Here is a 13,153-nt window from a genome sequence, read left to right on the forward strand (position 1 = left end):
CCAACGGCTCCGCTCACCTCAATGCGTGAACCCCTCAAACATCGGCGATCTGCAGGCTCTGCACGGGTGCGACAAACAGGTGGCGCGAGGCCGAAAGTTCTGGCTTGTACAAAGCTTTGCCGCTACGGCCCGGGCGCTGCGGCGACCGGCCGATGGTGCATTCAAACTGCCGCGACGGTTAAGGAATGGTAACCGGCCGTGGGGAAATGGCGGAAACGGGAGGTGTGATCCATGAAAGCGGTGTTGTGCGTGCGCCATGGGCCGCCGGAAGCCCTGGAAATCGTCGGCCTGCCCGATCCCACGCCGGGCCCCGGCGAGGTGGTGGTGGACGTGGCGGCCATCGGCCTCAATTTCTTCGATACGCTGATCATCCGTGATCTCTATCAGGTCAAACCCTCGCTGCCGTTTTCCCCCGGCGGCGAGTTCGCCGGCACCGTGGCGGCGCTGGGCGAAGGGGTCACCGGTGTCGCGGTGGGCGAGCGGGTGTGCGGCTACATGAGCTACGGCGCGGCGCGGGAGAAGGTGGCGGTGCCGGCCTCCCATCTCGCCCGGGTGCCCGACGACCTGGATCTGGTCAAGGCCGCGGGCCTGATCGTCACCTATGGCACCGCCCTCTATGCTCTGCGCGATCGCGGCAATCTGAAGGCGGGGGAGACCCTGGCGGTTCTGGGGGCGGCTGGTGGCGTCGGCCTGGCGGCCGTGGAAGTGGGGCGCGCCCTCGGTGCCCGGGTGATCGGCTGCGCCTCGTCGGCGGAGAAGGTGGCGTTCGCCCGTGCCCATGGGGCCGAGGCGGGGCTCGACTATACCGCCTCCGATCTCAAGGCCGGTCTCAAGGCGTTCGCCGGGCCGGGCGGGCTGGACATGGTGTTCGATCCGGTGGGGGGCGAACTGGCGGAGCAGGCGCTGCGGGCGCTCGGCTGGTACGGCCGCTTCATGGTGGTGGGCTTCGCCGCCGGCGAGATTCCCAAGATCCCCCTCAACCTGCTGCTGCTGAAAAACTGCGATGCGCGGGGCGTGGCCTTCGGCGCGCAGGCCAAGAGCGATCCGCTCTGGCTCAAGGCGGCGGTGGAGACGCTGGTGGGTTACGCCCATGCGGGCGCCATCTCCGCCCATGTGGATGCCACCTTCTCCCTCGACGACTGCGCCAAGGCTATCGGCCTCATCGCGGGCCGCAGGGTGAAGGGCAAGGTGGTCCTCACCACCGGGTGAGGACGCGGTTGGGCGGGCGCGCTGACCCGCCGGTCGGCGGGGCCTCCGGCGGCGGTCCTCAGCCGCGGCGCAGGTCTTCCAGCGCGTCGTGGGCGGCGCTGTGGTGCTGCGGGGTGATGTGTCCGGAGATCAGGCGCAGGGCGGTCATCAGCACCGCCGCGTCGTCGGTGAAGCCGATCACCGGGAACACGTCCGGCACCGCATCCACCGGCAGCACGAAATAGGCCAGCGCCGCCAGCAACGTGGCGCGCACCTTCAGCGGTGTCGCACGGTCGAAGGCGGCGAAATAGGCGGCCGTGGCCTCTTCGGCGAACGGCACATAGGTGGCCGAGCGCTTCAGCTTCGACCAGAAGCCCCGGCGCACACGAACTTCGTCCCGCGCGGCGTTGCGCTGGGCCGTCGTTTCATCGCCGGTGTCCCGGCCCAGCCACTCCAGGGCGGAAAAGGATGCGGGATTGGACGTGGTCATGGCTCTTCACATGGTCGAGAGGCCCGGGCACACAAGATCTCGCGCACCGAAATCTGTTGCGTTCGGGGGCCGCCTGCAGTCAGCAGACACGCCTGACGTGTCAGGAAAATGAATTCCATCCCGCGCTGCAAGAAAAAGCCGTCCGATGCGGCTCAATTAATAGGGATTCTAAAATACCGCCGGGCGGCTGACATCAGCCGAGCGGATAGGCGGCTTCCACCAGATACGGCCCGCCACCGACGGAATCCCGCGACGAGAACAGCACGAAGCGGGGCACCTTGAAACTGGGGCTGCGATAGGGGCCGCGGGTCGCGAGGTAATCGGCAACCTGACGGGTGGAAGCGTCGCGCAGCCGCGCCAGGGTGACATGGGGCTTGTAGTTGCGGCCCTCGGCGGAGAGGCCCAGGCGCTGCATCAGCCGTTCCTGCTCGGCCTGCAGCTCCATCAGGGCCGCATTGGTCCTCACCGCCGCGAACACCGCCCGGGGCTTGCGGCCGCCGAACTGGTCGAGACCATCGAGGGTGAGATCGAACGACGGCCGGCGCACGGCGCCGAGCATCTCCATGATGTCGCGGCCCATGGCGTCGTCCACGTCGCCCATGAAGCGCAGCGTCACATGGTAGTTTTCGGGATCGATCCAGCGGGCCCCCGCGATGCCGCCCCGCAGGAACGACAGGCCGAGACCCACATCCGGTGGGATCTCGATGGCGGTGAACAGGCGCGGCATGGAAGCCTCCGCAGGCGTTCGATTCGATCCTGCGCCCATCAAAGGAGATTCGCGGCGCGGAGGAAAGCCGGCCGTGGACGGTGTTCCACGGCCGCGGGCGGGTCCCTGCCTTATCTGGGGTCGGGCACGAGAATGTCGATCTTCAGCGCGTCGGGCGCGGTGGTGGTCATATCGGTGCGGTACTGCTCGATATAGAGGCCGTCGGCGTTGATGTTCTTCTCGTCGAGGTAGTTGGCGATCTGCTCGTAGGTGTTGTCCATGTCGGCGAAGGAGCCGGAATGGCTGAACTTCAGCGCCTTGCCCGCATAGGAGCCGCCGAGCTTCATGGTGCCGCTGGCCTTCTGGGTGGTGGTGCCGGAGAAGGGCAGCTGCGCCTCGAACTCGAAGCCGAGATCGTCGCTGGAGGTATAGACCACGAAGGCGTCGCCGGCGCGGGTGAGGCCCAGCCGGGTCAGCTCCTTGTCCAGGGTCTTCAGGGCCGCGACCAGCTTGTCGTAGCCCTCGTCCCAGGTGGCGGTGCCGGCAAGGGTGATGACCGGCATCGGCGTCAGGGTCAGTTCCTCCGGCACAAAGCGCGCGGCGGCGGGGGCGACGGGTTGGGTCTCCACGGGCTTGGGGTCCACAACCGGCGGCGGCGTCAGGCTGTCGTCCTTCTGGACCGTATTCTGCTGGGTGGCCGCAGGGGCGGGCTGGGCCAGAGCGGGGGCGAGCGGGGTCAAGAGCAGGCCCAGCGCCAGCAGCGGGGCCGCTCCGCGCGCGGTCCGGCGGCCGGCCGGCGGCTCATTGTGGGAAAACGCTACCATCTTGCCAGGGGCGCCCTGCGCCGCGCGTGCCGACATCATCCGTCCTCCGTGCCGGCGCAACGGCGCGGCAGCGCGCCATCTCTACCATGCGCTTCGGCATCTTGGAGGCGGGACTGCGGCCGAGTTGCGGCCGTCACCCGGTGCCCTGCGCGCCGGGGTGGCGCCGGCGTTCATTCGAGGCCATATAGGAGCGGTCTCCTTCGTTCCCCGTTCCTTGGCGCCCATGCAACCGCTCGCCCATCGCCCCTTCGTGAAGATGAATGGTCTCGGCAACGAGATCCTGGTGCTCGACCTGCGTGCCGATCCGGTGGAGGTGAGCCCCGACGCGGCGCGGGCGCTGGCGCGGCCGGGGGTGCTGCCGTTCGACCAGGCCATGGTGCTCTATCCGCCCCGGCGGGAGGGCACCCGCGCGTTCGTGCGCATCCTCAACAACGATGGCTCGGAATCCGCCGCCTGCGGCAACGGCACCCGCTGCATCGCCGCGCTGGAGGCGGAGCAGACCGGCCTTTCGCATCTCCTGTTTGAAAGCCCGGCGGGGCTGCTGGATTGCCAGATGCTGCCCGATGGCCGGGTGACGGTGGATATGGGCGCGCCCCGGTTCGACTGGCGCGACATTCCCCTGGCCCATGACGTGGGCGACACCCGCGCGGTGCTGATCCCGGGCTATGAGGCGCTGGGGCCGGCCAGCCTCGTCTCCATGGGCAATCCCCACGTCATCTTCTTCGTGGCCGATGCGGACGCCATGGATGTGGTGGGGCTCGGCCGGGCGCTGGAGCACCATCCCTTGTTTCCCGAGCGGGCCAACATCTCGTTTGCCAGCCCCAAGGGGGAAAATGCCTTCCTTCTCCATGTGTGGGAGCGTGGCGCCGGCCGCACCCGCGCCTGCGGCAGCGCCGGCTGCGCCACCGCGGTGGCCGCCGCCCGCACGGGACGTGCCGGCCGCACCGTCAGCGTGACCCTGCCGGGGGGTGAGCTCGCCCTCGACTGGCGCACCAGCGACGACCACGTGCTGATGACCGGGCCGGTGGCCCATGAATTCCGGGGCGAGATCACCCCCGCCATGCTGGGCGAGGCGGCCTGATGGCGGGCGCGCCTTTGGCGGTCGCCACCTTCGGCTGCCGCCTCAATGCCCTGGAGAGTGATCGCCTGCGCACGCTCGCGACCGCGGCCGGGCTGGAGCACACGTTGGTAGTGAACACCTGTGCCGTCACCGCCGAGGCGGTACGCCAGGCGCGCCAGGCCATCCGCCGCGCCAAGAGGGCCGATCCCGACCTGCGGGTGGTGGTGACCGGATGCGCCGCCGAGACCGAGCCGGAGACCTTCTCCGGCATGGCCGAGGTGGACCTTCTGGTGCCCAACCGCGACAAGACCGGGGCCGCCGCCTGGGCCGGCGCGCGGGCGCGCCTCGACTTCGGCCTCGCCGATGAAGCGCCGCCCCGCCTTCAGGACCGCGCGACGGTGGCGCGTGAGACGCCCCATCTGACCGCGGCGTTCGAGGGGCGCACCCGCGCCTTCGTGGAGGTGCAGAACGGCTGCGATCATCGCTGCACCTTCTGCATCATTCCCTTCGGGCGCGGGCCCTCGCGCTCGGTCGCCATGGGCGCGGTGGTGGACGAGGTGCGCCGGCAGGTGGAGGCGGGCCATCGCGAGGTGGTGCTGACCGGGGTGGATCTCACCTCCTATGGCGGCGACCTGCCGGGCGCGCCCACCCTCGGCCGGCTGGTGCGCACGGTGCTGCGGCAGGTGCCGGAGCTGGAGCGGCTGCGCCTGTCCTCCATCGACGCGGTGGAGGCGGACAGCGAGCTTTTGGCGGCGCTGGCGGACGAAGAGCGGCTGATGCCCCATCTGCATCTTTCCTTGCAGGCGGGGGACGATCTCATCTTGAAGCGCATGAAGCGCCGGCACAGCCGGGCCGAGGCCCTGGCCTTCATCGCCACCGTGCGCCGGCTGCGGCCGGATGTGGTGCTGGGGGCGGACGTGATCGCCGGCTTTCCCACCGAGACCGAGGCGCAGGCGCGGAATACCGCCGCGTTCCTGGACGAGGCGGGGCTCGCCTTTCTCCATGTCTTTCCCTTTTCCGCCCGCCCCGGCACCGCCGCCGCCCGCATGCCGCAGCTCGATGGCGCGGTGGTGAGCGCGCGGGCGGCGCGGCTGCGCGCCCTCGGCGCCCGGCTGCTGCAGCGCCACCTCGCCGGCGAGGTGGGCCGGCGGCGCGCGGTGCTGGTGGAGGCCGGCGGGCGCGGACACACCCAATATTTCACCCCGGTGCGCCTCGCCCGGCCGCTCACGCGCGGCACGGTGGCGGAGCTGCGCATCGCCGGCCACGACGGCACCCGCCTGATCGCGGCCTGACCTTTCAAGGAAAGCCATGAGCCAAGACGATCCCCGGGATGATGCCGCCAAGGATGCTGCTACAAACGACGCTCCTGCCAAGGAGATCCCTGCCAAGAAGAAGCGGGGCTTCTGGGGCTGGCTGACGGGCGGTTCCGAGACCGAAGCCGCTCCGGCCGCGGAGCCGGCGCCGACCGAGCCGGCATCGGAGGCGCACATCGAAACTCAGGACGGTGCGTCTTTGGACGCCGTGTCTCCGGACACGCCGCCTGAGGCGGCCGCGCACCAGGAGACGGCGAGCCAAGAGACGGCGAGCCAAGAGACGGCTGGCCAAGAGGTGGTGCGTGAGGACGCTTCGAGTGAAGACGCTCCTAGCGCAGACGTTCCTGCTCTTCCGGCGGAGCCGGTCGCCGCGGCGCCGGAGCCTCTTCCCGTGGCGGAAGTCCCCGCTCAGGCCCCGGTCGAGGTGGTTGCGGAGACGATCACCTCCGTTGCGGTGGTATCTGAAGGTGAGGCTCCCATTGAAGCCCCCCTCGAAGGCCCCGCGGAAATGGCGGTGTCGGCCGTGCTCCCGGAACCTGTTCCGCCCGAGCCCGAAGCGGTGGCCAGCGCTCCGGAGGCGACGGCGCCGGTGTTGCCGGAGGAGGCTGCGCCCACTGAGCCGGAGATCCCCATTTCCGAGACGGCCGAGCCCCAGGCGCCCGCTCCCGTCGCAGCTGCGGAAGAACCCGAGCTGGTGGCGGAGGGCGGTGCCGGGGACGAGGCTAGCGCGCTGGTTCCGGCCACTCCGGCGAAGAAGGGCTTCTGGGCGCGGCTGGCGTCGGGCCTGGCGCGCACCGCTTCCAATCTCGGCCAGGGCATCACCGACCTCGTTTCCAAGCGCAAGCTGGATGACGACACCCTGGAAGAGCTGGAAGATGTGCTGATCCGCGCCGATCTCGGGGTGGAGACGGCCACGCGGATCGTCGAGGCGGTGGGCAAGGGCCGCCACGACAAGATGATCTCGCCTGAGGAGGTCAAGGGCCTGATCGCCGACGAGGTGGAGGCGATCCTGACGCCGGTGGCCAAGCCCCTGGTGATCGACCACAAACACCGCCCGTTCGTGGTGCTGATGGTGGGGGTGAACGGCTCCGGCAAGACCACCACCATCGGCAAGCTCGCCGCCCAATGGCGGCACGAGGGCAAGAAGGTGATGCTGGCGGCGGGCGACACGTTCCGCGCCGCCGCCATCGACCAGCTCAAGGTCTGGGGCGCCCGCACCGGCACCAAGGTCATCGCCCGCGAGCCGGGGGCGGATGCCGCCGGCGTCGCCCACGAGGCGCTCACCGAGGCGCGGGCGGAAGGGGCGGACATCCTGCTCATCGACACCGCCGGCCGGCTGCAGAACCGCACCGAGCTGATGGCCGAGCTGGAGAAGATCGTTCGCGTGGTGAAGAAGCTGGAGCCCTCGGCCCCCCATGCGGTGCTGCTGGTGCTGGATGCCACCGTGGGCCAGAACGCGCTCTCTCAGGTGGAGGCGTTCCGCCGCATCGCCGGCGTCACCGGCCTGGTCATGACCAAGCTCGACGGCACCGCCCGCGGCGGCATTCTGGTGGCCATCGCCGCCAAGCATCAGCTGCCGGTGCATCTGATCGGCGTCGGCGAGGCGGCGGAGGATCTCCAGCCCTTCACCGCCCGCGACTTCGCCCGCGCCATCGCCGGCCTGGATTGAGGCCGGCCCGCGATCGTTTCAGGCGAGGCCCTGCTCGCGCTGGAAGGCGACGAGATCGAGGGAGGGGGCTGCCGCCCGTCCGCCCAGCTGGGTGAGCAAAGTGTGGACCTGGCCGCGATGATGGGTCTCGTGGTTGAACAGATGGTCGAGGGCGCTGGCGCAGCTTTGTGAGAAGCTGCGGCCGGAACTGTTGGCATAGACCACCGGGGCCGCCAGCCGCGCGACATCGAGGTGGCGGGTGAAGGCCAGAAGGCGCGCGTCCTCTGTCGCGCGCAGCGCCCGCAGGGCGGCAAGGTCGGTTTCCAGCATTGTGTCGAGGGCCGGCTGCGGCGCGCCGCTGGCCTCCAGCCGGGACAGCCAGATGCGATCGGTCACCACCAGGTGGTTCAAGGTGGCGATCACCGAGCCGAAGAACGCCCCCATGGGCCTGGCGCACAGCTCCGGCCCTAGCGCCGCGGCCGCATCATAAAGGCGGGCATTGGCCCAGGCATTGTAGGCGGCGAGCTGCTGGTAGGTGGCGATCGCCCGCATGGCGACGCCCGTGGCCGGATCATCGGGCAATGGAGCGATGGGCGACGCGGACATGGCGTTTCCTCTTCGGCAATGGGGCTCGGGGTTTGGGGGCGTGGGGCTTTGGGCCCAGTCTACGGCACGGCGCCGCGCCGGTCTCCGCCGTCTTTCTGGCTGGGTTCGACCCTGCGGACATGAAAAGGCCGGCGGAAGGCATCCGCCGGCCTGTTTTTCTTGAGGCTTAGCGCCGGAAGCCGCCGCCCCGGAAGCCCCCGCCGAAACCGCCGCCTCCGAAGCCACCGCCGCGGAAGCCGCCGCCGAAACCGCCGAAGCCGCGGTCGAAGCCGCCGCTGCCGAACCGGTCGCCGCCGAAATTATCGCCGGCGAAGCGATCACCGCCTCCGAAATTGTCCACCCGCTGCTGGCTCCAGGAGCGGGCCTGCTGCTCGTCGTCGAGCCGCTGGGTGTCGGTGTTGCGGTCCACATTCTGCCAGCCGCTGGTGGTGTTGCGGCTCCAGCCATTGTCGTTGTGGCGGTAGACGTTGCCGTCGTGGTCCACCATGACATTGCCGTTGTGCCAGGCGGCGGCGGTGTTGGTGTGGGTGTCCACGGCGGCGCCGCGGCTGTCCACATTCACATGGCCATGGTTGTCGGTCACCGCCGTCTGGCTGGCGTGGGCCGTGCCGCGGGCGGGATCGATGCTGGCGGATTCACGCCCGGCCGCCGCATTGCCGGTATAGACATTACCCGCCGCTCCGGCCCGCGAGGCGCCCCGGTCGCCGGTGTAGGGATTGGCGTGGGCGCCCTCGCGCCCGGCGGCCCAATTGCCCGAATAGGGGTTGAACGCCGCCGCCGAGCGGCCGGTGAAGGCGGTGCCGTTGGCGGTGGTGCCGCGCCAGTCGCGACCGGACCAGCCGGTGCCGTTCCAGGTGGTGCCCCAGGCGTGGTTCACCGTGGCGGCGCCGCCCCAGCGGCCATAGATGTTGGTCTGGTTGACGTTGGTATAGCCCCAGTGGCCGCCCCAGGGGCCGGGCCCCCACGGATGCGGTCCCCAGGGACCGGGGCCCCACGGTCCGGGACCCCAGGGATGCCAGTACGGACCCCAATAGGGCCCCACCGCCACGCTCCAGGGCCAGCCGGCGGCAAAGCCGAAGGCGAACCCGTCGGCGACGCCCAGGGCAAAGCCGGCGCCGAGGCCGTAGGTGACCGGGCAGGAGATCCAATAGGTGCCGACATAGCCCGGGCAGGAATAGCCGGTGCCGTAGACCACGGTGCCGCCGGGAGCCACCACGACGCCCATGTAACCGGGGGTGTAGCCGACGACGACCGCATCCGGCGTGGAGCCATAGATGCGCACGTAGGTCACGTAGTGCACCGGGGACGAGACCGGGATGGTGTAGATGACATCCGGCACCACATCGGCCACGTGCCAGGGCCCCAGCGGCGCCTCGGCCACGAACCAGATGCCGTTGTTGACCGCGTAATAGCGGCGGGTATCGAGCTGGATCACCGGCACCGGGGTGTTGACCGCATAGGCGAGGGGGGTGCCGGCGATCGCCTCGAACCGCGGCGTGCCCTCATAGACCACGTTCAGGGTCACGTCGCGCTTGACGCTGGCGGTCTGCGGGATGGTGGCGGCGATGGCCGCCTCCTTGGCCTGCGGCGTGCCGGCCACCGAAACCAGCACATTGGCCTTGGGATCATTGGGATTGATCTTGGCGAAGTCCTTCGGCAGCGCATTGGCCGCCACGAAGCTCCACGGCCCCTTGAGGTCGCCGGCCTTGAACCAGCGGCCGGAGATGAGGACGTAATAGGTGTTGCTGGTGGTCTCCATGAACACCGCGTGGTCGGCATTGTTCATGGTGAGCAGGTTGGTGCCCACCACCGGCAGCATCTGCGGCTGGCCGTCGGTCTGGATCAGCTCGGTGGGGACGGTGGTCACCAGGATCGCCGGCGGCGGGGTGATGGCCTTGCCGTCGGAGCTGAGCAGCGGGTCGGCGGCGAGCTCGTCGCTGGCGGCCTTGCCGGCGGCGATCAGCGCATCGGACACCTTGGGGGTGACGATCCAGGTGCCGGTGAGGGACGTGGTTTCATACCAGGTACCGGCGGCCTGCAGGTGATAGGTGCTGGCCTCGTCCAGCAGCAGCAGCGGGCGGGTATTGATGACCCGCTTGAAAGCGCTGACGCCGGTGATGGGCTTCAGCACCGGTTGCCCGGCGATGGGCACCTGGATGGTGGTGGTGGAGGCGAACAGGATCTGCGGCGGGGTGTTGTCCACCGGCTGGGTCTTGAGCTGGGCCAGCTCCTTGTTCACCGCATAGCTCGCCTGGAGCTGGTCCAGGGGAATGGTCATGCCCTCGGCGGGCAGGTGGGCCTGCAGGGTGCTGCGGATAAGCCCCGCCTTGTCGGGCGCGGTGGGCACTTCCACGCCCGTGATGGTGAGACTGGCGAGGTGGACGATGCCGGCCGGCTTGTCCACCGCCACCCGGCTGGTGAAGCGCACCATGCCATAGGTGGGGGTGCCGGCCTTGGCGCCGATGGCCACCGCCGCGCGGCCGGACATGACGTCCCCGTTCCAGTCGTCGACCTGAGGCTGGTAGACCTGGATCTGGTCGCTGTCGGAGGTCTCGAAGGTGCGCGGCCAGGGCGCCGGGGCATTGGCCGGGCTGGTCGCCGCCTGCGGGGCCGGTGCCTGCTGGGCATGTGCAGGCGGCGCGCTGACCAGCGCCATCAGGGTGGCGGCGGCCACGGCGGGCCACAGGGGGCGAGGGTTCCGGGCACGCGCGGCGCGCCGGCCGCTGGTGGGTGACCACGTCATGGATGTTTCCCCTACACCCCGGATCGCGGGGCGCGTCAGACCTACCATGTTCGCGTTACGGCGTCTGCCAAATCTGGGTCCCACGGGTGCCGGAGTTCGGCCCGGAGCGCGGACATCGTCGTCACCGCGCACGAGGCTCGCCCATCAGCTTCGGTCAATCTTGAAGGCGGGTGCAACTTCAGATTATGTCGTGCCCGCGATATGGGCTTCAGGGCGGGGCCATGCCGCATGACGTTCAACATGGGGAATGACATGAACAAATATGTCGCCGAATTCATCGGCACTGCGGTTCTGGTGCTGTTCGGCTGCGGCGCGGCGGTGCTGACCGGCTATGGCAGCGCGCCCATCGGCATGCTGGCCATCGCCTTCGCCTTCGGCCTGGCGGTGACGTCCATGGCCTACGGCATCGGCCATGTGTCGGGCTGCCACATCAATCCGGCGGTCACCGTGGGCGTGTGGGCGGCGGGGCGCATTCCTGCGTCCGAGGTGCCGCTCTACTGGATCGCCCAGGTGCTGGGCGGCATCGCCGGCGCCGGCATTCTCTACATCATCGCTTCCGGCAAGCTGGCGGGCTTTGATGCCGCCACTGCCGGCCTTGGGCAGAACGGCTGGGGCGAAGGCTATGGCGGCAGCTATGGGATCGGAGCGGCCATCGTCGCGGAACTGGTGGGCACCTTCGTGTTCCTGGTGGTGATTCTCGGGTCCACCTCCAAGGCGGGCATCACCCAGGCCGCCGGCCTCGCCATCGGCCTGTCGCTGGTGATGATTCACATCGTCTTCATTCCGGTGACCGGCGTGTCGGTGAACCCGGCCCGCTCTATCGGCCCGGCCCTGTTCGTGGGTGGCAAGGCCTTGAGCCAGCTGTGGCTGTTCATCGTGGTGCCGATGGTTGGCGCCTTCCTCGCCGGCTTGTTGTTCAAGCTGAAGGTGTTGGAAGACTGAGGTCTTCGCTGATGAAAAAGGGGGCTGCGCCCTGGGCGCAGCCCCTTTTTTCGTTGACGGCCTGCTCACTCCGCAGTGGTGGCTTTGGCGGCGAGGGCGATGCGGGCGGCCCGCACGCCGGCGCCGTATTCCGGATGCACCTGGTCGAACAGCTTCATCTGCCGTTCGGCGATCTCCTCCGGCACGCTGGCCATCGCCTCGGCGAGGTTGGAGAACAGGCGGGCGCGCTGGTCCACGTCGAACAGCTCGAACAGGGCACGGGGCTGGCAGAAATCGTCATTGCCCACCCGGTGGCTGTAGCGCTCGGCGTCGCCGGAGATCTTCAGCGGCGGCTCCAGGAACGCCGGGTTCTCGGCGGCGCCATTGAACGAGTTGGGCTCGTAATAGGCATCCGTATTGCCGGTCATCTGACCGAAGAAGCGCATGGCGCCGTCCTTGTGATAGTGATGGACGGGGCATTTGGGCGCGTTCACCGGCAGGTGCTCGTAATGGGTGCCGAGCCGGTAGCGGTGGGCATCCGCATAAGAGAAGATGCGGGCCTGCAGCATCTTGTCCGGCGAGAAACCGATGCCGGGCACGATGTTGGACGGCGAGAACGCCACCTGCTCGATCTCGGTGAAATAGTTCTCCGGATTGCGGTTCAGTTCCAGGATGCCGACGTCGATCACCGGATAGTCCGCATGCGGCCACACCTTGGTGAGGTCGAAGGGGTTGTAGGGGGTCTTGTCGGCATCGAGCTCCGGCATCACCTGCACCTGCATCTTCCACTTGGGGAAGTCGCCGCGGGCGATGGCGCCGAACAGGTCTTCCTGGGTGGATTCGCGGCTCTGGCCCACCACATCGGCGGCTTCCGCATTGGTCCAGTGCTTGTGGCCCTGCACGGTCTTGAAGTGGAACTTCACCCAGAAGCGTTCATTGTCGGCATTGATGAACGAATAGGTGTGCGAGCCATAGCCGTTCATGTTGCGCACGCCCACCGGCAGGCCGCGGTCCGAGAACAGGATGGTCACCTGGTGCAGGCTCTCGGGCGAGAGGGACCAGAAGTCCCACATGGCGGTGGGGGAGCGCAGGTTGGTCTTGGGGTGGCGCTTCTGGGTGTGGATGAAGTCCGGGAACTTGTAGCCGTCGCGGATGAAGAACACCGGCGTGTTGTTGCCCACCAGGTCCCAATTGCCTTCCGGCGTGTAGAATTTGAGCGCGAAACCGCGCACGTCGCGCTCGGCATCTGCCGCGCCCATCTCGCCGGCAACGGTGGAGAAGCGGGCGATCATCTCGGTGGTGGCGCCGGGCTGCAGAGCCTTAGCCTTGGTATATCTGGAGATGTCGCCGGTGATGGTGAGGGTGCCATGGGCACCCCAGCCCTTGGCGTGCACCACCCGCTCGGGGATGCGCTCGCGGTTCTGGTGGGCCAGCTTCTCGATCAGCTGGTAATCCTGCATCAGCACCGGGCCGCGGGCCCCGGCGGTGATGGAGTTCTGGTTGTCGGCAACCGGGGCGCCGGCAGTGGTGGTGAGGGTGGGTCGGCTCATGCGTCTCTCCTCGCACTGGGCCCGCGGGGCAACGGGCTGGGATCTGCCCGCACCATGGCTCAGCTCTGGAATAAGAACAAATCAGATTGCGGTGGGTTCCTGAT

11 protein-coding genes are annotated in these 13,153 nt (G+C 68.9%); 5 read left to right on the forward strand and 6 right to left on the reverse strand.

Annotation, left to right across the window (positions count from 1 at the left end):
* Nucleotides 1-231: 231 nt before the first annotated feature.
* Entirely contained in the window at nucleotides 232-1,209 is a 978-nt protein-coding gene (locus ACU4E7_RS08850) for an NADPH:quinone oxidoreductase family protein (RefSeq protein WP_447021292.1), read from the forward strand.
* Between the two features lie 58 nt (nucleotides 1,210-1,267).
* On the opposite strand, the gene ACU4E7_RS08855 is transcribed toward ACU4E7_RS08850, so the two are convergent.
* The 3 genes from ACU4E7_RS08855 to ACU4E7_RS08865 all read right to left on the reverse strand — a co-directional run bounded on the left by ACU4E7_RS08855 (nucleotide 1,268) and on the right by ACU4E7_RS08865 (nucleotide 3,247).
* Nucleotides 1,268-1,678, reverse strand: a complete 411-nt coding sequence (locus ACU4E7_RS08855) for a YkvA family protein (protein WP_238122111.1) — start codon at nucleotides 1,676-1,678, stop codon at nucleotides 1,268-1,270.
* A 193-nt stretch (nucleotides 1,679-1,871) separates the two neighbouring features.
* Nucleotides 1,872-2,405 carry an RNA 2',3'-cyclic phosphodiesterase gene (gene thpR / locus ACU4E7_RS08860; protein WP_238122110.1) on the reverse strand — a complete coding sequence of 178 codons (534 nt, stop codon included), beginning with the start codon at nucleotides 2,403-2,405 and terminating at the stop codon, nucleotides 1,872-1,874.
* A 110-nt stretch (nucleotides 2,406-2,515) separates the two neighbouring features.
* Nucleotides 2,516-3,247: a GyrI-like domain-containing protein gene (locus tag ACU4E7_RS08865; RefSeq protein ID WP_447021293.1), complete on the reverse strand. Its 732-nt coding sequence runs from the start codon at nucleotides 3,245-3,247 to the stop codon at nucleotides 2,516-2,518.
* A gap of 184 nt (nucleotides 3,248-3,431) precedes the next feature.
* Here ACU4E7_RS08865 and dapF point away from each other — a divergent pair, with 184 nt between their 5' ends.
* The 3 genes from dapF (at nucleotide 3,432) to ftsY (ending at nucleotide 7,250) form a co-directional block, all read left to right on the forward strand.
* Entirely contained in the window at nucleotides 3,432-4,289 is an 858-nt protein-coding gene (dapF, locus tag ACU4E7_RS08870; protein ID WP_447021294.1) for a diaminopimelate epimerase, read from the forward strand.
* Nucleotides 4,289-5,560, forward strand: coding sequence for a tRNA (N(6)-L-threonylcarbamoyladenosine(37)-C(2))-methylthiotransferase MtaB (mtaB, locus tag ACU4E7_RS08875; RefSeq protein ID WP_447021295.1), 1,272 nt, complete (start codon nucleotides 4,289-4,291; stop codon nucleotides 5,558-5,560). The genes dapF and mtaB overlap by 1 nt, the downstream gene beginning before the upstream one ends.
* A gap of 412 nt (nucleotides 5,561-5,972) precedes the next feature.
* Nucleotides 5,973-7,250 carry a signal recognition particle-docking protein FtsY gene (ftsY, locus tag ACU4E7_RS08880; RefSeq protein WP_447021296.1) on the forward strand — a complete coding sequence of 426 codons (1,278 nt, stop codon included), beginning with the start codon at nucleotides 5,973-5,975 and terminating at the stop codon, nucleotides 7,248-7,250.
* A gap of 18 nt (nucleotides 7,251-7,268) precedes the next feature.
* Here the strand turns inward: ftsY and ACU4E7_RS08885 are convergent, their stop codons facing one another.
* Nucleotides 7,269-7,835, reverse strand: coding sequence for a DinB family protein (locus tag ACU4E7_RS08885; RefSeq protein WP_447021297.1), 567 nt, complete (start codon nucleotides 7,833-7,835; stop codon nucleotides 7,269-7,271).
* Nucleotides 7,836-8,001: 166 nt separating this feature from the next.
* Complete coding sequence (locus ACU4E7_RS08890) at nucleotides 8,002-10,578, reverse strand: carbohydrate-binding family V/XII (protein ID WP_447021298.1); 2,577 nt, start codon at nucleotides 10,576-10,578, stop codon at nucleotides 8,002-8,004.
* A gap of 252 nt (nucleotides 10,579-10,830) precedes the next feature.
* On the opposite strand from ACU4E7_RS08890, the gene aqpZ reads away from it, so the two are divergent.
* Nucleotides 10,831-11,520, forward strand: coding sequence for an aquaporin Z (gene aqpZ / locus ACU4E7_RS08895; RefSeq protein ID WP_238122103.1), 690 nt, complete (start codon nucleotides 10,831-10,833; stop codon nucleotides 11,518-11,520).
* Nucleotides 11,521-11,585: 65 nt separating this feature from the next.
* Here the strand turns inward: aqpZ and ACU4E7_RS08900 are convergent, their stop codons facing one another.
* Nucleotides 11,586-13,049, reverse strand: a complete 1,464-nt coding sequence (locus ACU4E7_RS08900) for a catalase (RefSeq protein WP_238122102.1) — start codon at nucleotides 13,047-13,049, stop codon at nucleotides 11,586-11,588.
* Nucleotides 13,050-13,153 lie beyond the last annotated feature (104 nt).

Source organism: Xanthobacter sp. ZOL 2024 (genome assembly GCF_052932325.1).

Bases quoted from the DNA above. Each gene is read 5' to 3' on its own strand.
- ACU4E7_RS08850 (WP_447021292.1), top strand. From the start codon at position 232: ATGAAAGCGGTGTTGTGCGTGCGCCATGGGCCGCCGGAAGCCCTGGAA.
- ACU4E7_RS08855 (WP_238122111.1), bottom strand. From the start codon at position 1,678: ATGACCACGTCCAATCCCGCATCCTTTTCCGCCCTGGAGTGGCTGGGC.
- thpR (WP_238122110.1), bottom strand. From the start codon at position 2,405: ATGCCGCGCCTGTTCACCGCCATCGAGATCCCACCGGATGTGGGTCTC.
- ACU4E7_RS08865 (WP_447021293.1), bottom strand. From the start codon at position 3,247: ATGATGTCGGCACGCGCGGCGCAGGGCGCCCCTGGCAAGATGGTAGCG.
- dapF (WP_447021294.1), top strand. From the start codon at position 3,432: ATGCAACCGCTCGCCCATCGCCCCTTCGTGAAGATGAATGGTCTCGGC.
- mtaB (WP_447021295.1), top strand. From the start codon at position 4,289: ATGGCGGGCGCGCCTTTGGCGGTCGCCACCTTCGGCTGCCGCCTCAAT.
- ACU4E7_RS08885 (WP_447021297.1), bottom strand. From the start codon at position 7,835: ATGTCCGCGTCGCCCATCGCTCCATTGCCCGATGATCCGGCCACGGGC.
- ACU4E7_RS08890 (WP_447021298.1), bottom strand. From the start codon at position 10,578: ATGACGTGGTCACCCACCAGCGGCCGGCGCGCCGCGCGTGCCCGGAAC.
- aqpZ (WP_238122103.1), top strand. From the start codon at position 10,831: ATGAACAAATATGTCGCCGAATTCATCGGCACTGCGGTTCTGGTGCTG.
- ACU4E7_RS08900 (WP_238122102.1), bottom strand. From the start codon at position 13,049: ATGAGCCGACCCACCCTCACCACCACTGCCGGCGCCCCGGTTGCCGAC.